This window comes from Xanthomonas sp. XNM01, assembly GCF_014851915.1.
In the GTDB taxonomy this organism is placed as follows: Bacteria; Pseudomonadota; Gammaproteobacteria; order Xanthomonadales; family Xanthomonadaceae; genus Pseudoxanthomonas.
The window spans coordinates 884317-907725 of record NZ_JACVAP010000001.1 but is presented as its reverse complement, the minus strand read 5'-3'; the positions used below and the strand labels follow the sequence as shown (position 1 = coordinate 907725).

Here is a 23409-nt window from a genome sequence, read left to right as displayed (position 1 = left end):
GGCATCGTGCAGCGTCGGCGTCGGTTGATGCGGCGCCGTCGTACCACACCGCGATTCCTGGGAGGGATGATGCGACATGCAACGCGTGACGGCCGTGGCCGTCGCCGTGGAATCGCCGCGCCACTGCTGGCGCTGGCCCTGTGTTCGCAGGCACCGCAGGCCATGGCCGCGCATGTGCCCGCACCGACACTGGCCGACTGCGATGCCGGCCCGGCACGCGTGCTCGCTGCCGACTTGGCAGCACCGATCGAAGCACGCGGCCTGTGGCTGGACCGGCGCACGCTGCGCTGGCCCGGCATGCGGGCCGGTGAACGCTACCGGCTGTACCACGCCGCACGCGGCGGCATCCACGCCGAGGTCGGGACCCGCGTCCGCGGTGCCGACGGGGTGCATCCGCTGCTGCCTGCTTCCGATGCCGGGATCGCCGCGGATGTGCTGCGTCGGCTCGCGCACGCCGGAGACGGCGCCGTGTTGCGCGTCGACCTCGACGATGCCGCCCTGCGTGAGCTGCACACGCAGGCGCTGGTCCTGGTGCATGAAGACGCCGACGGCCGCGTACGCGATGCCACCGCATTGCAGCCGGCGGCCGCGCTGGACGATCTGTACGCCGCGGCCGTCGATGCGCCGTCGCCCGGCGCCCTGCCCCGCGCCGATGGCACCACCTTCAGTGTCTGGGCCCCGACCGCGCAGGCGGTGTCGGTGTGCCTGCATGCGGACGACAGCGCGCCGGCCAGCCGCATCGCGCCGCTGCATTTCGATCCAGCGACCGGCATCTGGTCGCTGCACGTGTCCGACGACCTGCGCGGCCACTCCTACACCTGGCTGGTCGACGTGCATGCGCGCGGCACCGGTCTGGTCCGCAACCGGGTGACCGATCCGTACGCGGTCAGCCTGGGCACGGATTCGCGGCGCAGCTACATCGCCGACCTGGACGACCCGGCGCTTTCCCCGTCCGGCTGGCAGGACGCGGCGCGGCCGGCACCGCTGCGCACCCAGGCCGACATGCGCATCTACGAGCTGCACGTGCGCGACTTCTCGATCGGCGATGCCACGGTGCCCGCAGCGCATCGCGGCCGCTACCTGGCCTTCGCCGAGCAGCGCAGCGACGGCATCGCCCATCTGCGGGCGCTGGCCGATGCCGGCCTGACCGACCTGCACCTGCTGCCGGTCTACGATTTCGCCAGCGTGCCCGAGGCCGGCTGCGCCGTGCCGGACGTTCCCGATGCGCCTGCCGACAGCCCCGCTCAACAGACTGCGGTGATGGCGGTCGCCAGCGGCGACTGCTTCAACTGGGGCTACGACCCGTACCACTTCAACGCGCCGGAAGGCAGCTACGCCAGCGACCCGGCCGACGGCGCATCGCGGATCCGCGAGTTCCGCGCGATGGTGATGGCGCTGCATGCGCTGGGCCTGCGCGTGGGCATGGACGTGGTCTACAACCACACTTTCGTCTCCGGCCAGGACCCGCGCTCGGTGCTGGACCGGATCGTGCCCGGCTACTACCACCGGCTCGACGCGGCCGGCCGGGTCGAACAGAGCACCTGCTGCGAGAACACCGCGACCGAGCACGCGATGATGGCGCGGCTGATGATCGATTCGGCCGAACTGTGGGTGCGCCACTACCGGATCGACTCGTTCCGCTTCGACCTGATGGGCCACCAGCCGCGCGCGGCGATGGAGGCGCTGCAGCGCCGGGTCGATGCGGCCGCCGGACGCCCGGTGCAGCTGATCGGCGAAGGCTGGAACTTCGGCGAGGTCGCCGACGGGGCGCGCTTCGTCCAGGCCTCGCAGCTGTCGCTGGCCGGCAGCGGGATCGGCAGCTTCAGCGACCGTGCGCGCGATGCGCTGCGCGGCGGCGGGCCCGGCGACAGCCCGGCCGAGAAAGCGTCGCGGCAGGGTTGGCTGAACGGGCTGGTGTATGCGCCGAACGCCGACGCCGATCCCGCGCTGGGCCGCGCGGCGTTGCTGGCTGCCGCCGACCTGGTCCGGGTCGGCCTGGCCGGCAGCCTGCGCGACTACGTGCTGACCAGCGCCGATGGTCGCGAACGCCCGCTGCACGCGATCGACTACAACGGCCAGCCGGCCGGCTATGCGGCCGCGCCGGGCGAGGCGGTGAACTACGTCGAGAACCACGACAACGAGACCCTGTACGACCTCAACGCCTGGAAGCTGCCGCTGGAGACCAGCAGCGAAGACCGCGCCCGCGTGCAGCTGCTGGGCATGGCCAGCACCGCCTTCAGCCAGGGCGTGGCCTACTTCCACGCCGGCATCGACACGCTGCGTTCGAAGTCGATGGACCGCAACAGCTACGACTCCGGCGACTGGTTCAACCGGATCGACTGGACCTACCGCGACGCATACTTCGGCACCGGCCTGCCGCCCGCCAGCGGCAATGAAGCCGCGTGGCCGTGGATCGCACCGCGGCTGGCCGATCCCGCGCTGCGGCCGACGCCCACCGACATCGCACTGGCCCGTGATGGCCTGCGCGACCTGCTGCGGATCCGCGCCAGCTCGAGCCTGTTCCGGCTCGACAGCGCCGACGAGGTGATCGCGCGCCTGCATTTCCCGAACACCGGCCCCGATCAGAACCCGCTGGTGATCGCCGGACATCTCGACGGACGCGGCCATCCCGGCGCCGGCTTCCGCGAAGTGCTGTACCTGCTCAATGCATCGCCGCAACCGCAGCGCCTGGACCTTCCCGGCGAGCGCGGCAAGCGCTACGTGCTGCACCCGGTGCATCTGGCGCCTGAAGCGGCCGACACGCGTCCACGCGAGCAGGCGCGTTACGACGCCCGCCGCGGCCGCTTCGACGTGCCGCCACGCACCGCCCTCGTCTACGTCCTGGAGTGACCGCCACCATGCGCGCATCCGCGTTTTCCGCCCTCCACCGCTGGCGCCTGGCCCCGGTCGTCCTGTGCGTGTCCCTCCTGGGCAGCGTCAGCCTGACCGCCCGCGCCGACACCGTGGCCAGCGTCGACTCGCCCGGCAACGTGCTCCGGGTCAGTCTTGAATCGCAGCACGAGGGGCGGCTGTCCTATCGCGTCGATCGTGGCGACACGCCTGTGCTGTCCAGCTCCCGGCTCGGCTTCCTGCTCGGCGACGGGCGGCTGGAACGCAATCTCGAGGTGGTTGCGCAGTCCACCCGCAGCGTCGACGAGACCTGGGAGCAGCCCTGGGGCGAGCGCCGGGTCAGCCGCAACCGCTACACCGAGCTGAGGGCCGAGGTCCGCGAGACCGCACAGGCTGGGCGCCGCTTCGACCTGGTGTTCCGGGTCTACGACGACGGCATCGGCTTCCGCTACGAGTTCCCGAAGCAGCCGGGGCAGGAGCAGGTCCGCATCCGCGCCGAGCTGACCGAGTTCGCGCCGTCCACGCCGGCCACCGCCTGGTGGGTGCCGGCGTTCGAATGGAACCGCGAGGAATACCTGTACCACCGTACTCCGCTGAAGGAAGTCGGCACCGCGCAGACGCCGATCACGCTGCGTACCGATGCCGGACTGCACCTGTCGATCCACGAGGCCGCGCTGGTTGACTACGCCGGCATGAACCTGGCCCGCGGCGATGGCGACGTGCTGCGCGCGGCGCTGACGCCCGGCAGTGGCGACGCCGCGGTGGTCCGCAGCCCCCCGTTCACCACGCCCTGGCGCACCGTCCAGGTCGGCGAGCGCGCCGGCGACCTGGTCGAGTCCGACCTGATCCTCAACCTCAATGAGCCCAACGCGCTCGGCGACGTCAGCTGGTTCACCCCGGCCAAGTACGTCGGCGTGTGGTGGTCGCTGCACCTGGAAACCGAGACCTGGGCGACCGGCCCGAAGCACGGCGCCACCACGGCCAATACCCGTCGCTACATCGACTTCGCCGCCGACAACGGCTTCCGCGGTGTGCTGGTGGAGGGCTGGAACCCGGGCTGGGACGGCAATTGGTTCGCCAACGGCTGGGACTTCGACTTCACCCGCGCCACCGCGGATTTCGACCTGCCCGGCCTGGCCCGCTACGCCGCCGGCAAGGGCGTGCATCTGGTCGGTCATCACGAGACGGCCTGCGCGGTCAGCCACTACGAGCGCCAGCTGCCGGCCGCGCTGGACCTGTATGCGCGCAACGGCGTGGACGTGATCAAGACCGGCTACGTCTGCGATGCCGGCGACATCCAGCGCCAGGACCGCCGCGACGGGCCGGTGCTGCGCGAATGGCATGAAGGCCAGTGGATGAGCAACCACCACCTGCGCGTGGTGCAGGAGGCCGCCAAACGGCGGATCGCGGTCAACGCGCACGAACCGGTCAAGGACACCGGCCTGCGCCGCACGTATCCGAACTGGGTCTCGCGCGAGGGCGCGCGCGGCATGGAGTACAACGCCTGGGGCCAGCCGCCGAATCCACCCGACCACGAGGCGACGCTGGTGTTCACCCGGATGCTGTCCGGGCCGATGGACTTCACCCCGGGCATCGTCAGCCTGAAGGGCCGCAACGGCCAGCCGCTGCAGAGCACGCTGGCCAAGCAGCTGGCGCTGTACGTGGTGCTGTACAGCCCGATCCAGATGGTCGCCGACCTGCCCGAGCACTACGCCGCCCAGCCCGAGGCCTTCCAGTTCATCCGCGATGTCGCGGTGGACTGGGAGGAAAGCCGCATGCTGGCCGGCGAGGTCGGCGATTACGCGGTGATCGCGCGCAGGGCGCGGGGCGGCGACGAATGGTTCATCGGCGCGGTCGGCGACGAGCAGGCGCGGACGGTGCGGGCGTCGCTGTCCTTCCTCGACCCGGGCCGGCGCTACCGCGCCGAGATCCATCGCGATGGCGATGGCGCGCACTGGCGTGATGCGCCGTTCGCCTTCGCACGCGAAACCCGGGAGGTCGGCGCCGCCGACACGCTGGACCTGTGGCTCGCCGCCGGTGGCGGCCAGGCGATCCGCCTCGTTCCCCTGTGACCGCGACGCTGCCGATGCGGTGTTGCGGCCGCATCGGCAGCGTCGTGCCGTGCCGTCGCGGATGCCGTGCAACCGTTTCCGCGCAGGAAGCACGCACCGGAAACCACTTGAAAACGCCATGAATACGTATGCATCCATCTTCCGGCATGCATGCGGAGCACTACCATGGACACGCGCCCACAACGCCTGCCCGCTGCCGCGGAACCACACCGCGACCCGGCACGTCGGCTGCCACCACACATCGAACGAACAACATTTCCTGGGAGGGAACAATGTTGAACCACAAGCGCAATCTGCTGAGCGCGGCGCTGGCGTCCGCCATCGTGCTGACCGCCGCCAGCGCCCATGCACAGACGGCCGGCACCGCGCAGGATCCGGCGACGCAGGGCGACGCGGTCGACCTCGACACCGTCCAGGTCACCGGCATCCGTCGCGGCATCGAGGACGCGATCTCGGTCAAGCGTGATTCCAGCTCGATCGTCGAGGCGATCTCGGCCGAAGACATCGGCAAGCTGCCCGACGTGAGCATCGGCGAGTCGATCGCCCGCCTGCCCGGCCTGTCGGCGCAGCGCGTGGCCGGCCGCGCCCAGGTGATCAGCGTGCGCGGCCTGTCGCCGGACTTCGCGACCACCCTGCTCAACGGCCGTGAGATGGTCAGCACCGGCGACAACCGCAGCGTGGAGTTCGACCAGTATCCGTCCGAGCTGGTCAGCGGCGTCACCGTGTACAAGACGCCCGACGCACGCCTGATCGGCCAGGGCCTGTCGGGTACGCTGGACATGCAGACCGTCCGTCCGCTCAACTTCGACGACACGGTGGTGACCTTGAGCGGTCGCTACCAGCACAACTCGCTGGGCAAGGCCGCCGACACCAGCGGCTACGGCCATCGGCTCAGCGCCAGCTACATCGGCCAGTCCGAGGACCGCCGCTTCGGCTTCTCGATCGGTTACTCGCATTCGGACACGCCGATCCACGAGAACCAGGTCGGGCTGTACGAGCCGTGGAAGACCGACGCGCGCCCCGGCCTGCCGACCGGCGCCTGGGCCACCGACGGCATGAAGGCGCTGCGCCGCACCGGCTACACCAAGCGCGACGGCGTGATGGCCACGCTGCAGTTCCGCCCGTCCAACGCCTGGACCAGCACGCTGGACCTGTTCCACTCCGAAGCCGAGCAGCAGGACACGGCCAACCAGTGGGAGGTCAACACCCAGTACAACGGCTCGTTCCCCTGCAATCCCGAATGCGTCTACAGCAACGTGCAGCTCAGCGACAACGGCAGCTTCGCCGGCGGCACGCTGACCGGCGTCTATCCGCTGGTCCGCGGCATGTACAACCGCCGCGAGGACAGGATCGACGCGTTCGGCTGGAGCAACGAGTTCGACGTCGGCCAGGCACGGGTGTTCACCGATGTCAGCTGGTCGCGTGCCAAACGCGACGAAGTGAGCCTGGAGAACAACGCCCAGCGGCTGCCCAATCCCTCGCTGGACACGATCGGGCTGAGCATCCGCGACAACGGCTTCTCGCAGATGGTGCCGGGACTGGACTACTCCGATGCGTCCAACCTCTACCTGACCAACACCATCTATGGTTCCGGATACGGCAAGACCCCCAGCGTGGAGGACGAACTCAAGGGCGTCCGCCTGGGCGTGTCGCTGCCCGCTCCGGAGGCCATCGGCTGGCTGGCCGACATCGACCTGGGCCTGAACTACGCCGACCGCCAGAAGAGCAAGCGCCAGCCGGAAGGCAACATCAACCTCGGCGCGCAGGGCGACACCGCGATCGGGTCGGACCTCCAGTACGGCCTGGTCGACCTGGGCTTCGCCGGCGTGGGCTACATCCCGGCGTGGAACGTGCCGGCGGCGGTCGCGCGTTACATGACCTTCGAGCCGGTCGAGGACCTGTCCTACCTGATCCCGAAGGCATGGACCGTCAGCGAGGAGATCACCACCGCCTACGCGCGCGCCAACATCGATGCCGAGTGGGGCGCGGCCCTGGTGACCGGCAACGTCGGCGTGCAGATCCAGCACGTGGACCAGTCCTCGGCGTCGCGCTACTGGGATGCCACCCGGCCCGAAGGCAGCAACGTGCAGCCGTTCGAAGCCGGCAAGACCTACACCGATGTGCTGCCGAGCATGAACCTGGCATTCCAGCTGCCCGGCGAACACACCATCCGCGTCGGCCTGGCCGAACAGGTCGCGCGGCCGCGCGTGGACCAGCTGCGCTCGTCGCTGGAATTCGGCGTCGATACCTCGACCGGCCGGCCCGGTGGCAGCGGCGGCAACCCGATGCTCGATCCGTGGCATGCCTATGCGTTCGACCTGTCGTGGGAAAAGTACTTCGGCAACCGCGCGTACATCGCCGCGGCGTTCTTCTACAAGGACCTGCGCACCTACATCTATACCCAGACCCGGGACGACTACGACTTTTCGGCCTTCGTCGCCGACTACGTGCCGCCGCCGGGCACCCAGCCCGCGCAGGACATCGGCAACTTCACCGCTCCGCAGAACGGCGAAGGCGGCACCCTGCGCGGCCTGGAGCTGACCGCCTCGCTGCCGCTGGACCTGTGGAGCGAGGCGCTGCGCGGGTTCGGCATCGTCGCCAGCGCCAGCTTCAACGACAGCAGCATCAAGATCCTCGACCCGGAGAGCGCCAACAGCGTCGGCAGCGACCCGATCGACCTGCCGGGCCTGTCCAGGCGCGTCTACAACCTGACCGCCTACTACGAGAACAACGGCTTCGAGGCCCGCATCAGCCAGCGCCGCCGCTCGGACTTCATCGGCGAGATCGGCAACTTCGACGGCGTGCGCGCACTGCGCTACGTGGTCGGCGAGAACATCACCGACGCGCAGCTCAGCTACAGCTTCGGCACCGACTCGGCGCTCAACGGCCTGACCCTGCTGCTGCAGGCCAGCAACCTGACCAACGAGGCCTACCGCACCTACGCCGGAAGTCGCGACCGCCCGCTCGAGCACCTGGAGTGGGGCCGCACCTACCTGCTGGGCGTGAACTACCGCTTCTGAGCGTGCCGTTCCACTCCGCCGGTTCCTCTCCCCCGGCGGGGTGGACGTGCGCGCCACCTCCATCGGCCCGGGCCGCATTCCATCAGCGGCCCCGGCTCCACGCAATGCAACCGGCCTGGCTCATGTCCGATTCCCCCTGGTGGCGCGGCGCCGTCATCTATCAGATCTATCCACGCAGCTTCCTGGACGCCAGCGGCGACGGTGTCGGCGACCTGCCGGGCATCATCGAGAAGCTCGACTACATCGCCAGCCTCGGGGTGGATGCGATCTGGATTTCGCCGTTCTTCAAGTCGCCGATGGCCGACTTCGGCTACGACATCGCCGACTACCGCGCGGTCGACCCGCTGTTCGGCACGCTGGAGGACTTCGACCGGCTGCTGGCCAGGGCGCACGCACTGGGCCTGAAGGTGATGATCGACCAGGTGCTCAGCCACACCTCCAGCGACCATGCCTGGTTCCGCGAAAGCCGGCAGAGCCGCGACAACCCGAAGGCCGACTGGTACGTCTGGGCCGACCCCGGCGAGGACGGCACGCCGCCGAACAACTGGATGGCCCTGTTCGGCGGTGTGGCCTGGCAATGGGAGCCGCGCCGCGAGCAGTACTACCTGCACAACTTCCTGTCCTCGCAGCCGGACCTGAACTTCCACAACCCGGCGGTGCGCCAGGAGATCCTGGACAGCGTCGAGTTCTGGCTGGCCCGCGGCGTCGACGGCCTGCGCCTGGACGCGATCAACTTCTGTTTCCACGACGCGCAGCTGCGCGACAACCCGCCCAAGCCGAAGGACAAACGCGTCGGCCGCGGTTTCAGCCCGGACAATCCCTACGCCTACCAGTACCACTGGTACAACAACACCCAGCCGGAGAACCTGGCGTTCCTGGCCGACCTGCGCGCCCTGCTCGACCGCTACCCGGGCACGGTGGCGCTGGGCGAGATCTCCTCGGAGGATTCGCTGGCCACCACCGCCGAGTACACCTCGGCCGGCCGCCTGCACATGGGTTACAGCTTCGAACTGCTGACCGAAGACAGCAGCGCGGCCTACATCCGCGGCACGGTCGAACGGCTGGAAGCGGCGATGACTGAAGGCTGGCCGTGCTGGGCGATCTCCAACCACGACGTGCCGCGCGCGATCAGCCGCTGGAGCGATGGCGCCGCCACGCCCGACCACGCCCGCCAGCTGGCGATGCTGGTCGGTGCGCTGCGCGGTTCGGTCTGCATCTACCAGGGCGAGGAACTCGGCTTGCCCGAGGCCGAGGTGCCGTTCGAAGCACTGCAGGACCCGTACGGCATCGCGTTCTGGCCGAACTTCAAGGGCCGCGACGGCTGCCGCACGCCGATGCCGTGGACCGACGCCGTCGATGCCGGTTTCAGCGCCGGTACGCCGTGGCTGCCGGTCGCCCACGCGCACCGCGCAGTTGCGGTCTCCCGCCAGGACGGTGAACAGGACTCCGTGCTGAACGCCTTCCGCCGTTTCATGCAGTGGCGACGCATGCAACCTGCGCTGGTTCGCGGTGACATCCGCTTCCTCGATGCGCCCGAGCCGGTCCTGGCCTTCGTCCGCGAGGCCGAAGGCCAGCGCCTGCTGGCCGCCTTCAACCTGTCGGCGACGGCGTCGCGGCTCGAACTGCCGGCCGGCGACTGGGCCACGCTCGACGCACACGGCGCGCCGGTGCCGCCACAGGACGGACGCCACGTCACCCTGCCCGCGCGCGGCGCGCTGTTCGCGCAGGCCCGCTGACGACTCACCCGAGTACCGCCTGTAGCGCCCGGACAGGCGGTACCGGGCGCGGCAACGGCCACCGCTCCGCTGTGCCTGCTGCCTTTGCCAGGTGCGGGAGCACGTGTCGCCGCCACGCTGTCCTCGCCTGATTCGGATCCGCGCATCGGACCGATGCACGCACCGCGGCTGTCGGCGTGCCTCCCATCAGTCAGGCCAGCGGCGCGGGGCCACGCCGCTGCCGACCCATCCGCACTGCGCCACGCCGGTGACCCACGACCACCACCAGCCGTGAATGCCGGCCGGACCGGTCCCGTCCGGTCGTGCGCTGGAGTAGCGACCGCCGCGTCGTCGAGGCCGATCTCCTCGCCCGGCCACGTCCAGCGCGGGGAGGTCGCGACGGGATCGATGGCCCCGGCGTCCGGAAGGACATGCCAGCGGATGATCGGGACATGACGTGCGCGACGCACCAGCAAGGTGCCATCGGCCGCCGGTCGTCGCGTCATCACGACCGCACGAGTCGGCCCGTCCCTGACCCGCATGTGGAGCGCGACCCACGTCCGCCGGCCGCGTGCACGCGGTCGCAGCGCTCCCATTCGGTCTCCGGTCCTTCGCAGCCGTTTCACTGCCCAGCCCTCAGCGTCTGCGGCGAACCCGAGGACCTCCCATGGCACCGATCGCAGCCGCCCCCGTGCCCGCCCTCGTCGCGCTCCCCCACCGGCGCACCGTGGTGACCCTGCACGATCCCCACCAGCCGCGTGCACCGCACGAACTGGATACCGTGGCCTCGCTCGCACGCAGCCTTGCCGACCTGCACGGCTGGCGCTACGGCGGCGCGTTCGACCCGGCGGTGCGGTATCGCGACCCGCCCTACTTCATCCCGGCCGACACGCTGCTGGCCGAGGATGCGGCGCGCCTCGGGATCGCCGGCGAGGACGACCTGTTCGGCGGCGTCGTGCCGCACGCCTTCGTCGCCACCAAGGTGATCTCGCATGCCGTGCCAGGTCGTGCCGCACACGTGCCGCCCGGCTGGGACGACGGCCTCTCCGCCGCGCTGGACGATGCCGTGCTGCCGGGTCAGACCGCCTTCGACCGCCACACGCTCGAGGCCGCGGCCCTGGACCTGCTGGCGCACGGGCCGGTGCGGATCAAGCAGGCCCACGCCCGCGGCGGACACGGCCAGGACGTGGTCGCCGACGCCGATGCGCTGCGCCGCGTCTGCGCCTCGCTCGATCCTGGCACGCTGCGCGAACACGGCGTGGTGGTCGAGATGAACCTGGACGCGGCGGTGACCTGCAGCATCGGCGAGATCCGCCTGCCCGGCGTACGCCTGGCCTACCTGGGCACCCAGCGCCAGGTCGTGGACCGTACCGGTTGCGAGGTCTATGGCGGTTCCAGCCTGCGGGTGATCCGTGGCGATTTCGCCGCGCTGGAGGCCCTGGCGCGCAGCGAGGACGAACATGCCGTGGTCCGCAATGCGGTGCGCTACGACGCAGCGGTACAGCAGGCGTTCCCCGGCTTCTTCGCCTCGCGCCGCAACTACGATGCGGTCTGCGGCATCGACGGAAGCGGGCGCCGTCGCTGCGGCATCCTCGAGCAGTCCTGGCGCCTGGGTGGCGCGTCACCGGCGGAGATCGCGGCGCTGGAAGTGCTGCTGCGTCTCCCCGGCACGCAGCAGGTGCATGCGGCCTGCCACGAGAGCCACGATGCCGCACACATTCCGCCGACGCACGCGACCGTACATTTCCACGACCCCGATGCGACAGAAGGCCCGGTCATGAAATACGCGACCGTGGACATTCCGGATGGACATAGCGCTTGAAGCGATCGACATCGCCGTCGACCAGGACATCGTCCGCGGCACCCTGCTTTCCCCCACCACCGCCCTGCCCGGCGTGCTGTTCGTGCACGGCTGGGGCGGCAGCCAGGAACACGATCTGGTCCGCGCCCGCCAGGCTGCCGGCATCGGCTGCGTCTGCCTGACCTTCGACCTGCGCGGACACGAGGACACCGCCTCGCAGTGGGAGACCGTCAGCCGCGGCCAGAACCTGGACGACCTGCTCGCCGCCTACGACTGGTTCGTGGCCCAGCCCAACGTCGACCCCGGCGCGATCGCCGTGGTCGGCATCAGCTATGGCGGCTATCTGGCCTGCCTGCTCGCCGAACGCCGGCCGGTGCGCTGGCTGGCACTGCGCTCGCCCGCCCTCTACAAGGATGTCGGCTGGGAACTGCCCAAGCGCCGCCTGCACGACGACCCGGACCTGCCGGCGTTCCGCAGGCGCCGGGTCGGGATCGACGAGAACCTGGCCCTGGCCGCGGGCAGCCGCTTCCGCGGCGACGTGCTGCTGGTCGAAGCCGAGCACGACGAGGTGGTGCCGCATCCGGTCACCGAGAACTACGCCGCGGCGTTCGCCAACGCGCATTCGCTGACCACGCGCAGGATCTCCGGCGCCGACCACGCGTTCTCGCAGAAACCGCAGCAGAAGGCCTATACCGAGCTGCTGGTCGGCTGGCTGACCGAGATGGTGCGCGGTGCGCGCGAGCAGCAGGCCAGCGACAAGGTGGCCGAGCGCAAGCGCATCCGCAAGGAGGCCGGCATCGTGCCGGATCCGGCGCGCCATGGCGCCCGCGAGCCGGGCGACGGGCGCAAATGAGCCGATTCCGGTCTCCCTGCACGGCATTTCCTGCACTTTTTCGCTGTTTTCCCCTTGGCGGGGCCGCGGACTTGCCCTACATTGCGCTTGCCGACGGGCGTCGGCGCAGACTCCACCCATTCCAACGTACCGCACAGGAAAGTTATGGCGAAGACCACCAAGAAGCCGGCCGCCAAGAAGGCCGCGCCGAAAGCGGCCAAGAAGGCCGCAGTGAAGAAGGCTGCCGCTCCGAAGAAGGCCGCCCCCGTCCTCAAGGAAGTGCTGGGCAAGTCCGCGCTGATCAAGCACCTGGCCGAAACCAGCGGCGTGGTTGCCAAGGACGTCAAGGCCGTGCTGGCCGCCGTCGAAGAAGCCGTGTCCGGCGCGATCAGCAAGAAGGGCGCTGGCAGCTTCACCATGCCGGGCCTGTTCAAGGTCACCTCGGTCAAGGTTCCGGCCAAGGCCAAGCGCAAGGGCATCAACCCGTTCACCAAGGAAGAGCAGTGGTTCGCGGCCAAGCCGGCTTCGGTCAAGGTCAAGGTCCGTCCGCTGAAGAAGCTGAAGGACGCCGCGGCCTGATCGGCCAGCGCGCAACCTGCGTTTCCCGACAGGGCGGCAGCGATGCCGCCCTGTTGCGTTTCCGGCCGGCACCGCTGCGCGCATGAGCGTGCAGATGCGTGGCCGCGGTCGCGCCCGGCGGATCGCCCGGCTGGTGCTCCGCCTGCTGGTGCTGTTCTGCCTGCTGCTCGTGCTGGCCTGGGCCTGGCGGCAGCCCTTCCTGCAGACGCCGCGCACGCTGTGGGATCTCGCGCGCACGCCCGCGCCGCCGACGCTCGCCGTTCCGGTTGACGGCGTCGCCGCCGGGCGGATCGCAGACACCTTCGGCGCACCGCGCGGTCGCGACCGGCGCCACGAAGGCGTCGACATCTTCGCGCCACGCGGTACCCCGGTCCGCAGCAGCACGCGTGGCGTGGTGGTGGCGGTGCGCGACGGCGGCCTGGGCGGACGACAGGTCTGGGTGATCGGCCCCGGGCGCGAGCGCCACTACTACGCGCACCTGGACGACTGGGCACCAGATCTGGCCGTGGGCGACGTCGTCGAACCCGGCACGCGCCTGGGCACCGTGGGCACGACCGGCAACGCGCGTGGCACGCCACCGCACCTGCACTACGGCATCTACGGGCAGAACGGTGCGTCCGATCCGCTGCCGCGCCTGCGTGCCGCACGCTGAATCGGCGCGCTGGCGCGATGGAACAGTTCGTCATGGCATGCCTACTCGTGGCGTCGCGACGGCGGCCCTATCGTTTGCGTCACTTCCGCGCCAGATGCTTCCCATGAAACGACGCCAGCAACGTTACCGGGTCACCGTGACCCCGGTCGAAACCGGCGGCCTGCCCTGCACCGGCCGCTGCAGCATCGAGTTCGAACAGACCTGCCAGGACGACTGGATGCGTTCGGTCGAGGGCAACCAGCGCCTGCGCGGCTTCTCCGGCGACGAACGCACCGCGCTGGTGATCGGGGCCCGGATCCTCGAAGGCCTGATGCAGGTTCCGCGCGAGGCACAGGACGACCTGCTGGCGGGCATGCGCGCGCCGATGGCGGCCCTGGTCGAGGAGCTGGAGCGGCGCGGCGGCTCCTGAGCCGGCACGCATCCCGTATGCTGCGCGCCATCGCACGAGGAGCGCCGCGCATGCGCCTGTGGCTGATTCCCCTTCTGGTCCTGCCGCTGGCGCACTGCTCGTGCCAGCGCGAGCCCGCAGCGGCAGCGTCCCCCACCGGGGCCGTCGACGGCACTGCGCAGCCAGCGACCGCGGACCATGCCCCCCGCTCCTCCCCCGACGACGGCGACCGCGACCGCGACGGCCAGCGCGCCGCATTCCAGGCAGCCGTCTCGCACCTTCACGCCTACCTCAGGCTGGCGCCGGGCATGGACCCGGCTGCCGCCGATGCCTTCTGGGCCGGCGGGCATCCGGAGCAGTCGCCCGACGACGCCATCGTGCGTGCGCGCGCGGACCTGCAGGATCTGCGGATCCGCAACCGCACCCCACGTGCGCTGGACATGGAGATGCCACCGCGCGCCGTCGAGATCCCGGTCGAGCTGCGCCTGCGCACCCGGGCGGGCGAACAACGGATCGATGGCTGGTACCGGCTGCGGCTGGGCATCGACGGCCAGCGCTGGGAAATCACCTCGGCATCGCTGCAGCCTCGACTGGACTGAACATCGGCAGCGGCATCACCTGCGTCCAGCGACTCGCGTCGGCCGCGTCGCCACGCCACGCGTTCCGCTAACGGTGGATTCACCCGGCGCGGCCGACAGTGACGCGTCCTTTCGCCGGTCACGCCCCATGCCCGCTCTGCATCGTCTCTTCGCCGCCAGCCTGCTCGCCTTCTCCGCGCTGTCGGCGGTCGCCACCGCCCATGCGGCACCCGAGGTGCGCGGCCGCAACGTCTCCATCGGCGCGGCCGACGCGCAGCAGTTCCTCGAGGGACAGTTCCCGCAGCAGCGCGATGCGCTGGGCGGCCTGGTCGAGCTGACGGTCAGCAGGCCGCGCCTGGAACTGCCGCCCGGCAACCGGTTGCGGCTGGCGTTCGACCTGGCGATGGCCAGCGGCGGCGGCACGCCGACCCCGGTCGGCAACGTCACCCTCAGCAGCGCGCTGCGCTACGACGGTGCGCAGCAGGCGTTCTTCCTCGACCAGCCGAGCCTGGAAGCATTCAAGCCGGTCAGCGGCAGCGCGACGCTCGACCCGAGCACGCGCAGCCTGCTCAACGCCTGGCTGGCCGACTACGCACGCCAGGAGCCGGTGTACCGGCTCGATCCCGCGATCGCCGCCCTGCTGGGCGGCATCCAGGTCGCGTCGGCAGGCGTCGCCGATGGCCGCCTGGTGGTGACCTTCAACCAGGACATCGGCGCGCTGGCGCCACAGTCGCTCGACTGAGGCGCCACGAAGCGGCTCAGCGCTTGGGCTGCAGCATCGTCCCGGTGCAGTTGGGCGAGCCGCACCGGCACTCCCAGATCTTCTTCAGCCGCGGCGTATGCCGTTCGGCCAGGGTGATGCCGTAGTTGTAGGTCAGCTCCTCGCCCGGCGCGATGTCGCGCAGCGCCTCGATCAGCACCCGGTCCCGGCTGCGGTCGTCACCGTCGAACTCGGCGATCAGCGCCTCGCAGTTCGGGTCGCAGCTGTGGTTGATCCAGCGCGCGTCGTTGCCCTGGTGATTGGCGTCGATCACGTACTGGTCGTTGAGCGTGAACAGGAAGGTGTGACCGCTCTCGACATCGCCGGTGGTATCGGCATCGACCTCGGCGTGGGTGCGGCGCTTGCCCTTGTACTCGACGACGCTGTCGCCCTTGCGCAACTGGACGACGGCGAACACGCCGTTTCCGTGGATGGGCGATTTCCTGGCGACGATCTTGCGGGCCATGCTGGGTCCGGTGCGGAGGCAATGCGGGATTCTCGCCCACAATGCCGCCCAGGCCCAAGCCCCGGCGCATTCGCGGCTCGATTCTTCATCCACCGCAACCCGGGATGACCTGCCGGATGGACTGGTTGGCGCGGCCAGGGCAAAAGCGTACAATTTCGGTACGCTTTCCTCCCCCAGTCTTTGCCCCGCAATGCTCCGCGTCACCAAACTGACCGATTACGCCACCGTGGTCCTGACCGTGCTCGCCGCGCGTGCCGGCCAGGTCCTGAGCGCGGCCGACCTGGCCGAGCACTCCGGCCTGGAACAACCGACCGTCAGCAAGCTGCTCAAGCCGCTGGCCCAGGCCGGCCTGGTCGAAGGCCTGCGCGGCGTGCATGGCGGCTACCGGCTCAGCCGCGACGCCGGCGAGATCACCCTGATCGAGATCGTCGAGGCGATGGAAGGCCCGCTGGCGATGACCGAGTGCAGCCAGCACGAGAGCAGCTGCGGCATCGCCCACCAGTGCGGCGTGCGCGCCAACTGGCGGCTGATCAACGACGTGGTCGCCGACGCCCTGCGCGGTGTCACCCTGTCGCAGATGCTGCGCCCCCCGTCCCCCACCGACCTGCGCCGGCGCCCGATCGCCGTGCGCGTCGCCTCCTGATCCCCGTAGGCAGCCAGATGGCCACCGAAACCGACACCACCGACGTGAACGCCCCCATCCAGAACGCCGAGATCATCGAGCGGCTCGGCCGGCGCTACGACGCCGGCTTCATCACCGAGATCGAATCCGAATCGCTGCCGCCGGGCCTGGACGAGGACATCATCCGTGCCCTGTCGGCCAAGAAGAACGAGCCGGAGTGGATGACCGACTGGCGCCTGGCCGCCTACCGCCACTGGCTGAAGATGCCGATGCCGGAGTGGGCCAAGCTGAAGATCGCGCCGATCGACTTCCAGGCGCTCAGCTACTACTCCGCGCCCAAGGGGCCGAAGTACAAGTCGCTGGACGAAGTCCCCAAGGAACTGCTCGACACCTACGACAAGCTCGGCGTACCGCTGCACGAGCGCGCCAAGCTGGCCGGCGTGGCGGTCGACGCGGTGTTCGACTCGGTTTCGGTCGGCACCACCTTCCGCAAGGAACTGGCCGAGAAGGGCATCATCTTCTGCTCGATGTCCGAGGCCATCGCCGAGCACCCGGAGCTGGTCAAGCGCTACCTGGGCACCGTGGTGCCGGTCGGCGACAACTATTTCGCGGCGTTGAACTCGGCGGTGTTCTCCGATGGCAGCTTCGTGTTCATCCCGGCCGGCGTGCGCTGCCCGATGGAGCTGAGCACCTATTTCCGCATCAACGCCGGTCACACCGGCCAGTTCGAGCGCACCCTGATCGTGTGCGAGGACAAGGCCTACGTCTCCTACCTGGAAGGCTGCACCGCGCCGATGCGCGACGAGAACCAGCTGCACGCCGCGGTGGTCGAGCTGGTCGCGCTGGAAGACGCCGAGATCAAGTACTCCACGGTGCAGAACTGGTACCCGGGCGACGAGAACGGCGTCGGCGGCATCTACAACTTCGTGACCAAGCGCGCCGAATGCCGCGGCGACCGCAGCAAGGTGATCTGGACCCAGGTCGAGACCGGCTCGGCGATCACCTGGAAGTACCCGTCCTGCGTGCTGCTGGGCGATGACTCCAGCGGCGAGTTCCACTCGGTGGCGCTGACCCACCATCGCCAGCAGGCCGACACCGGCACCAAGATGATCCACATCGGCAAGCGCACCAAGTCGAAGATCGTCAGCAAGGGCATCAGCGCCGGGCGCGGACAGAACACCTACCGCGGCCTGGTCAAGGTCGACCGCGGTGCCGACGGGGCGCGCAACTACACCCAGTGCGACTCGCTGCTGATCGGCAAGCAGTGCGGCGCCCACACCTTCCCCTACATCGAGGTGAAGAACCCGGGCGCGACCGTCGAGCACGAGGCGACCACCTCCAAGATCTCCGACGACCAGCTGTTCTACTGCCGCGCCCGCGGCATCGGCGAGGAGGACGCGGTGTCGATGATCGTCGACGGCTTCTGCAAGCAGGTCTTCCGCGAGCTGCCGATGGAGTTCGCGGTCGAGGCCAAGAAACTGCTGGAGGTCTCGCTGGAAGGCTCGGTCGGATGAGCACCACGTCCGACCGCGTACGCACGCGCATCCTCGCCCTGCTGGCCTGCGTCCTGCTGCCGGCCGCGGCGCCCACCCTGGCGGCAGCCGACTTCGTCCACGACGACATCTGCTGCGAAGGCGGCGGCTGCACCGGTCCGGACGTCGACGCCGATCCGGTCAAGGCCGCGGCCGACACCGATGCCGAACTCAACCGCACCTACCGCGCGGTGCTCGACGAATACGCGTCCGAGCCCGGCGCCGCCGCCGCGATCCGCGATGCGCAGCGCAGCTGGATCGCCCTGCGCGACCGCGACCTCGAGGCGCTGCGCGCCAGCTGGGGCGCGATCCTGCCGGCGGACGATCCGCGGACCCGCCGCACGGTGCTCTACAACAGCCTCGTGGAACAGCTGAACAACGACCGTTCGCGCTTTCTCTGCGACGCCTATCTCGCCCCGCGGGGCTGATCCCTCATTCCAGACATCCCAGGCACCAACATGTTGAAGATCGACAACCTCCACGCCTCCGTCGCCGGCAAGGACATCCTCAAGGGGCTGTCGCTGGACGTGAAGCCGGGCCAGGTGCACGCCATCATGGGTCCCAACGGCGCCGGCAAGTCCACCCTGGGCAACGTGCTGGCTGGCCGCGACGGTTACGAGGTCACCGCCGGCAGCGTCGAGTTCGACGGCAAGGCGCTGCTCGAGCTCGAGCCGGAGGAGCGCGCCGCCGCCGGCCTGTTCCTGGCGTTCCAGTACCCGGTCGAGATCGCCGGCGTCAACAACACCTACTTCCTGCGTGCGGCGCTGAACGCGCAGCGCAAGGCACGCGGCGAGGAAGAACTGGACTCGATGCAGTTCCTGAAGCTGGTCCGGCAGAAGCTGGCCGTGCTGCACCTGAAGGACGAGCTGCTGCACCGTGGCGTCAACGAAGGCTTCTCCGGCGGCGAGAAGAAGCGCAACGAGATCTTCCAGCTCGCCGTGCTCGAACCGAAGCTGGCGATCCTGGACGAGACCGACTCGGGCCTGGACATCGACGCACTGAAGGTGGTGGCCGATGGCGTCAACGCGCTGCGCTCGCCGGAGCGCTCGTTCGTGGTCATCACCCACTACCAGCGCCTGCTCGACTACATCAAGCCGGACGTGGTCCACGTGCTGGCCGAGGGCCGCATCGTCCAGACCGGCGGCCCGGAGCTTGCGCTGGAGCTGGAGAAGCACGGCTACGCCTGGCTGAAGGACCGCGTCGCCCCGGAGGCTGCGGTCTGATGAGCACGCTCCTGCAATCGCTGGCCGCAGGCTTCGACGGCGACGACGTGCGCCGCGGGCTGCTCGATGCCGCCGTGCGCGACGGGCTGCCCGGCCCGCGCGCCGAGGCCTGGAAGTACACCTCGCTGCGCCAGCTGGAACGACGCAGCTTCGCGGTCCCGTCGCCCGACATGGCGGCGATCGACCCGGCGCTGCTCGCCGGCATCCCGGCCCCGCGCCTGGTCTTCGTCAATGGCCTGCATGCGCCCGCGCTGTCGGACCTGACCGGCCTGCCCGATGGCGTGATGCTGCAGCCGCTGTCGGTGGCGCTGGCCACCGGTGACGAGGCGTCGCGCTTCATCACGCGCCGGTTCGAGCGTGCCGAGGAGGTCTTCGCGCGCCTGAACAGCGCGCTGGCCCACGAGGGCGCCCTGCTCCGCGTGGCCGAGGACACCGTGGTGGAGACGCCGCTGCATCTGGTGTTCCTCGGTGCGCCGGACGCGGCCGACAGTGCCTGGCACCTGCGCCATGTCGTGGACGTGCGCCGTGGCGCATCGCTGCAGCTGGTCGAACATCACCTGCAGGCCGGTGGCGCGTCCGCACACCTGGCCAATGCCCTGACCCACATCCAGGTGGCCGCTGGCGCCTCGCTGGCCCACGCACGCGTACAGGCCGATGCCGACGGGCAGACCACGCTGCTGCGCACCGATGCGGTGCTGGCGGACGAGGCGCAGTACCGCCGCGTGGACCTGGAACTGGGCGCTGCATTGACGCGCCACGAGCTCAACGTGCGACTGGAAGGCGACAACGCCGCACTGACCGCCAACGGCGTGCTGCTGGGCAACGGCCGCCGCCACATCGACACCCGCCTGGGGATCGAGCACATCGCGCGCGACACCACCGCCGAACTGGTCTGGCGCGGGCTCGGCGCCGACCGCAGCCGCGTGGTGTTCCATGGCGGCATCAACATCCAGGCCGGCGCCGACGGGACCGACGCGCGCCTGTCCAACAAGAATCTGCTGCTGTCGGCCAATGCCGAGATCGACACCCAGCCGGTGCTGGTCATCGACGCCGACGAGGTCCAGGCCGCGCACGGCGCGACGGTCGGCCAGCTCGACCAGCAGGCGCTGTTCTACCTGCGCTCGCGCGGCATCCCGAAGGATCGTGCCCAGGCCCTGCTCAGCGCCGCGTTCTGCCACGAGCCGCTGGGTGCGCTGGACGGCCCGCTGGCGACGATCCTGGCCGCGCATCTGGACCGCGCGCTGAGCGCGTCGGGGGTCGCGTGAGCGTGCCGGCGGATCCGATCCGGGCCGAAGCGATCGACTGGGAGCGCGTGCGCAGCGACTTCCCGCTGCTGATGCGGCAAGTGCACGGCAAACCGCTGCTGTACTTCGACAACGCCAATACCGGGCAGAAGCCGATCCAGGTGATCGCGGCCACCGACGCGTTCTACCGCCGCCAGAACGCCAACGTCAGCCGGGCGGTGCACGCGCTCGGCACCGAGGCCACCGAAGCCTACGAGGGCGCGCGCGGCAGGCTGGCGCGCTTCCTCAATGTGCGTGCCGACGAGCTGGTGCTGTGCAGCGGCACCACGTTCGCGATCAACCTGGTCGCTTATTCGTGGGCGCTGCCGCGGCTGAAGGCCGGCGACACCATCCTGGTGTCGCGGATGGAGCACCACGCCAACATCGTGCCGTGGCAGCTGGTGGCCCAGCGCACCGGCGCGACGGTCAAGGTCGCCGAGATCCTCCCCGACGGCTCGCTCGACCTGGACGCGCTGCGCACGGCGATGACCGCCGACGTGAAGCTGCTGGCGCTGACCCACGTGTCCAATGTGCTCGGCACGGTCAATCCGGTCCGCGAGATCTGCCGCGAGGCGCGCCGCCGCGGCATCGTGACCATGATCGACGGCTCGCAGGCCGCACCGCACCTGCCGCTGGACGTGGCCGCGATCGGCTGCGACTTCTACGCCATCACCGGCCACAAGATGTGCGGCCCGACCGGCACCGGCGCGCTGTGGGCGCGCCGCGAACACCTGCAGGCGATGCCGCCGTTCATCGGTGGCGGCGAGATGATCAAGGAAGTCAGTTTCGACGGTACGGTGTTCAATGATCCGCCGCACCGTTTCGAGGCCGGCACGCCGAACATCGCCGGCTTCGTCGGCCTGGGTGCGGCGGTCGACTACCTCGACACACTCGGCATGGCGAACATCGCCGCGCGCGAAGCCGACCTGCTGGCGCATGCCACCGAGGAACTGGGCAAGGTCGACGGCCTGCGCATCTTCGGCCAGGCACCGGGCAAGGCCGCGGTGATCTCGTTCCTGGTCGAGGGCGCGCATGCGCACGACCTGGCGACGCTGCTCGACCTGGAAGGTGTCGCGGTCCGCTCCGGGCAGCACTGCGCGCACCCCCTGCTGCAGTATTTCGGCGTCGCGGCCACGCTGCGCGCCTCGCTTGCGTTCTACAACACGCACGAGGAAATCGAGGCATTCGTGGTGGCGCTGCGCAAGGTCCGCGCCCTGCTCGGCTGATGCCGCACGCGGTGCCGGCCGCTTCCTGCGGCCGGCCATACCAGCATGTGGCACACGCCGCCGACGCCAGCGTCCCGGTGAGCTCCGGCTGCCGCAGGCTGGCCACCGCTGCCGCGACAGTGCCAATCGCTACAATAAGGCCATGCACGCCACCGCCCGCACCCTGCAGTTCCGCACCGCCACCGCCGCCGACATTCCGGCCCTGGTCGCGCTGGTCACCTCGGCCTACCGCGGCGACGCCAGCCGGCAGGGCTGGACCACCGAGGCCGACCTGCTCGACGGTGAACGCATCTCGCCCGAGGTGCTCATGGACGACATCGCACGCCCGCGCAGCCGGATCCTGCTTGCGGTCGATGGCGACGCCATCCTCGCCTGCGCGCATGTCGCCGACGAGGACGGCGCGGGCTACTTCGGCATGTTCGCGGTCGCACCCAAGCTGCAGGGCGGTGGACTGGGCAAGGCACTGCTGGCCGAAGCCGAGCGTGTCGCACGCGAAGACTGGGCACTGCCGGCGATGCGCATGACCGTGATCGACGTGCGCGACGAACTGATCGCCTTCTACGAACGACGCGGCTACCGCCGGACCGGCATCCACAAGCCCTTCCCCTACGGCGATGCCCGCTACGGCCTGCCGCAGCGCGACGACCTGCGCTTCGAGGTCCTGGAAAAGCCGCTGTCCGGTGGTCGCGCATGAGCGGGACCTGGACCTTCGTCTGTCCCAGCGGCGAACTGCTGCCGGGCGAGACGCGCACCGTGTTCGACGAAGTCACCGGCACGCCGATCCTGGTCGTCAATCTGGATGGCGAACTCTATGCGCTCGAGGACCGCTGCAGCCATGAGGACTTCGAGCTGTCCTCCGGCAGCGTCGACCCGGCCGAAGGCAGCATCGAATGCGTCCTGCACGGGGCGCGCTTCGACCTGCGCGATGGCCGTGCCCTCTGCGCGCCGGCCTATTCGCCGGTGCCGAAGTTCCCCGTCAGGTTCGAACACGGCGGGGTCTGGACCCGCGACGATCGCGACTGAGCGAAGGCGCCGGCATCCTGCCCTCGACTAGGGGCAGCACGTTCGACGGCGGTTCTCACTGCGAAGCCGCCCGACGTCGGGCCAGGTGCCCACGCTGTGCGCGGCGCGGCCCTTGAGTTCCGAGTGGCGACCAGCCGACCAGACCCTCCGCGCGTTCCGGGCTCCCCATCCGGCTTCCGGACACGACCTTCCGATCACCCTGTAGAAGGGCGCTCCCTGCACACACATGAGATGCAGACGCGTTTGCTAACGATAATGGTTATCGTTTAAAATGCGTGAATTCGGCGGACCTTTTCCGCCTGAGGGAAGCGACAGGTCGTGACCGCGAGCAGCGCCATCGCCAGCGTCCAGCGCGCATTCCGTCCGGAATGGACGCTGCGCCTGTCGCCATTGCTGATCGCCGCACTGTTGATGCTGCTGCCTGTCTGCCTCGCGCTGGCGTCCACCGCATCGCCCACCGTGCCCGGCGCGTCGGCCGGGCACGGATACGACAGCGGCGACGGCGGACTGCCCTCGTCCCCGCTGCACCGTGACGCTCCGGCCAAGCCGCGTCGCAGCGAAATCGCCTGCGTCGGTCTGGACGAGACCTCGCCTGCACCTGCCATCGCCACCGGCGGCACCGTGCTGCCCGGACCGGGCATTGGCCTGTTCCAGCGCCCGCTTCTTCGCGGGCGGATCCTTGCCGACATCACCGCACCGGCGTCCGGATCCCCGGCGCACAGGCGCCAGCAGGGCCGCGCGCCACCGCAGGCCTGATCGCGTCCGCCTGTACCGGGCGGCCGATCCC

At 69.9% G+C, this 23409-nt stretch carries 21 protein-coding genes; 20 read left to right on the top strand and 1 reads right to left on the bottom strand.

The window, feature by feature from the left end; all coding sequences use genetic code 11:
• Nucleotides 1-162 precede the first annotated feature (162 nt).
• From IB242_RS04065 to IB242_RS04015, 11 genes are all read left to right on the top strand, one after another.
• Nucleotides 163-2850, top strand: a complete 2688-nt coding sequence (locus IB242_RS04065) for an alpha-1,6-glucosidase domain-containing protein (protein WP_192276104.1) — start codon at nucleotides 163-165, stop codon at nucleotides 2848-2850.
• 8 nt (nucleotides 2851-2858) lie between these two features.
• On the top strand, nucleotides 2859-4922 hold the full coding sequence (locus IB242_RS04060) for a glycoside hydrolase family 97 protein (protein ID WP_192276101.1): 2064 nt from the start codon (nucleotides 2859-2861) through the stop codon (nucleotides 4920-4922).
• Nucleotides 4923-5194: 272 nt separating this feature from the next.
• A complete protein-coding gene (locus IB242_RS04055) occupies nucleotides 5195-7942 on the top strand; it encodes a TonB-dependent receptor (RefSeq protein ID WP_192276099.1) in 2748 nt (915 codons plus the stop codon).
• 122 nt (nucleotides 7943-8064) lie between these two features.
• Entirely contained in the window at nucleotides 8065-9678 is a 1614-nt protein-coding gene (locus IB242_RS04050; RefSeq protein ID WP_192276097.1) for an alpha-glucosidase family protein, read from the top strand.
• Nucleotides 9679-10324: 646 nt separating this feature from the next.
• Nucleotides 10325-11479: a DUF3182 family protein gene (locus IB242_RS04045; protein ID WP_225540010.1), complete on the top strand. Its 1155-nt coding sequence runs from the start codon at nucleotides 10325-10327 to the stop codon at nucleotides 11477-11479.
• Nucleotides 11463-12311: an alpha/beta fold hydrolase gene (locus IB242_RS04040; protein WP_192276095.1), complete on the top strand. Its 849-nt coding sequence runs from the start codon at nucleotides 11463-11465 to the stop codon at nucleotides 12309-12311. The genes IB242_RS04045 and IB242_RS04040 overlap by 17 nt, the downstream gene beginning before the upstream one ends.
• Nucleotides 12312-12455: 144 nt before the next feature.
• Nucleotides 12456-12869 carry an HU family DNA-binding protein gene (locus IB242_RS04035; RefSeq protein ID WP_192276093.1) on the top strand — a complete coding sequence of 138 codons (414 nt, stop codon included), beginning with the start codon at nucleotides 12456-12458 and terminating at the stop codon, nucleotides 12867-12869.
• A gap of 82 nt (nucleotides 12870-12951) precedes the next feature.
• Entirely contained in the window at nucleotides 12952-13521 is a 570-nt protein-coding gene (locus tag IB242_RS04030; RefSeq protein WP_192276091.1) for a M23 family metallopeptidase, read from the top strand.
• Nucleotides 13522-13624: 103 nt separating this feature from the next.
• Entirely contained in the window at nucleotides 13625-13930 is a 306-nt protein-coding gene (locus tag IB242_RS04025) for a DUF3861 family protein (RefSeq protein ID WP_192276089.1), read from the top strand.
• Nucleotides 13931-13980: 50 nt separating this feature from the next.
• Nucleotides 13981-14508 (top strand): hypothetical protein, encoded by a 528-nt coding sequence (locus tag IB242_RS04020; RefSeq protein ID WP_192276087.1) that lies wholly within the window; start codon nucleotides 13981-13983, stop codon nucleotides 14506-14508.
• A gap of 127 nt (nucleotides 14509-14635) precedes the next feature.
• Nucleotides 14636-15229, top strand: coding sequence for a DUF1439 domain-containing protein (locus IB242_RS04015; protein WP_192276085.1), 594 nt, complete (start codon nucleotides 14636-14638; stop codon nucleotides 15227-15229).
• Nucleotides 15230-15245: 16 nt separating this feature from the next.
• On the opposite strand, the gene IB242_RS04010 is transcribed toward IB242_RS04015, so the two are convergent.
• On the bottom strand, nucleotides 15246-15713 hold the full coding sequence (locus IB242_RS04010) for an SET domain-containing protein-lysine N-methyltransferase (RefSeq protein ID WP_192276082.1): 468 nt from the start codon (nucleotides 15711-15713) through the stop codon (nucleotides 15246-15248).
• A 190-nt stretch (nucleotides 15714-15903) separates the two neighbouring features.
• Here IB242_RS04010 and IB242_RS04005 point away from each other — a divergent pair, with 190 nt between their 5' ends.
• The 9 genes from IB242_RS04005 (at nucleotide 15904) to IB242_RS03965 (ending at nucleotide 23378) form a co-directional block, all read left to right on the top strand.
• A complete protein-coding gene (locus IB242_RS04005) occupies nucleotides 15904-16356 on the top strand; it encodes an SUF system Fe-S cluster assembly regulator (RefSeq protein ID WP_192276080.1) in 453 nt (150 codons plus the stop codon).
• 17 nt (nucleotides 16357-16373) lie between these two features.
• Nucleotides 16374-17849, top strand: a complete 1476-nt coding sequence (sufB, locus tag IB242_RS04000; RefSeq protein WP_192276078.1) for a Fe-S cluster assembly protein SufB — start codon at nucleotides 16374-16376, stop codon at nucleotides 17847-17849.
• Complete coding sequence (locus IB242_RS03995) at nucleotides 17846-18295, top strand: lysozyme inhibitor LprI family protein (protein WP_192276076.1); 450 nt, start codon at nucleotides 17846-17848, stop codon at nucleotides 18293-18295. The genes sufB and IB242_RS03995 overlap by 4 nt, the downstream gene beginning before the upstream one ends.
• 30 nt (nucleotides 18296-18325) lie before the next feature.
• Nucleotides 18326-19090: a Fe-S cluster assembly ATPase SufC gene (sufC, locus tag IB242_RS03990; protein ID WP_192276074.1), complete on the top strand. Its 765-nt coding sequence runs from the start codon at nucleotides 18326-18328 to the stop codon at nucleotides 19088-19090.
• Entirely contained in the window at nucleotides 19090-20355 is a 1266-nt protein-coding gene (gene sufD, locus IB242_RS03985) for a Fe-S cluster assembly protein SufD (protein ID WP_192276072.1), read from the top strand. The genes sufC and sufD overlap by 1 nt, the downstream gene beginning before the upstream one ends.
• Nucleotides 20352-21599, top strand: coding sequence for a cysteine desulfurase (locus IB242_RS03980; protein WP_192276070.1), 1248 nt, complete (start codon nucleotides 20352-20354; stop codon nucleotides 21597-21599). Before sufD ends, IB242_RS03980 begins: the two co-directional genes overlap by 4 nt.
• 142 nt (nucleotides 21600-21741) lie before the next feature.
• Nucleotides 21742-22293 carry a GNAT family N-acetyltransferase gene (locus IB242_RS03975; protein ID WP_192276068.1) on the top strand — a complete coding sequence of 184 codons (552 nt, stop codon included), beginning with the start codon at nucleotides 21742-21744 and terminating at the stop codon, nucleotides 22291-22293.
• On the top strand, nucleotides 22290-22622 hold the full coding sequence (locus IB242_RS03970) for a non-heme iron oxygenase ferredoxin subunit (protein WP_192276065.1): 333 nt from the start codon (nucleotides 22290-22292) through the stop codon (nucleotides 22620-22622). The genes IB242_RS03975 and IB242_RS03970 overlap by 4 nt, the downstream gene beginning before the upstream one ends.
• Nucleotides 22623-22940: 318 nt before the next feature.
• Nucleotides 22941-23378 (top strand): hypothetical protein, encoded by a 438-nt coding sequence (locus tag IB242_RS03965; RefSeq protein WP_192276063.1) that lies wholly within the window; start codon nucleotides 22941-22943, stop codon nucleotides 23376-23378.
• The last annotated feature ends 31 nt before the right edge of the window (nucleotides 23379-23409 follow it).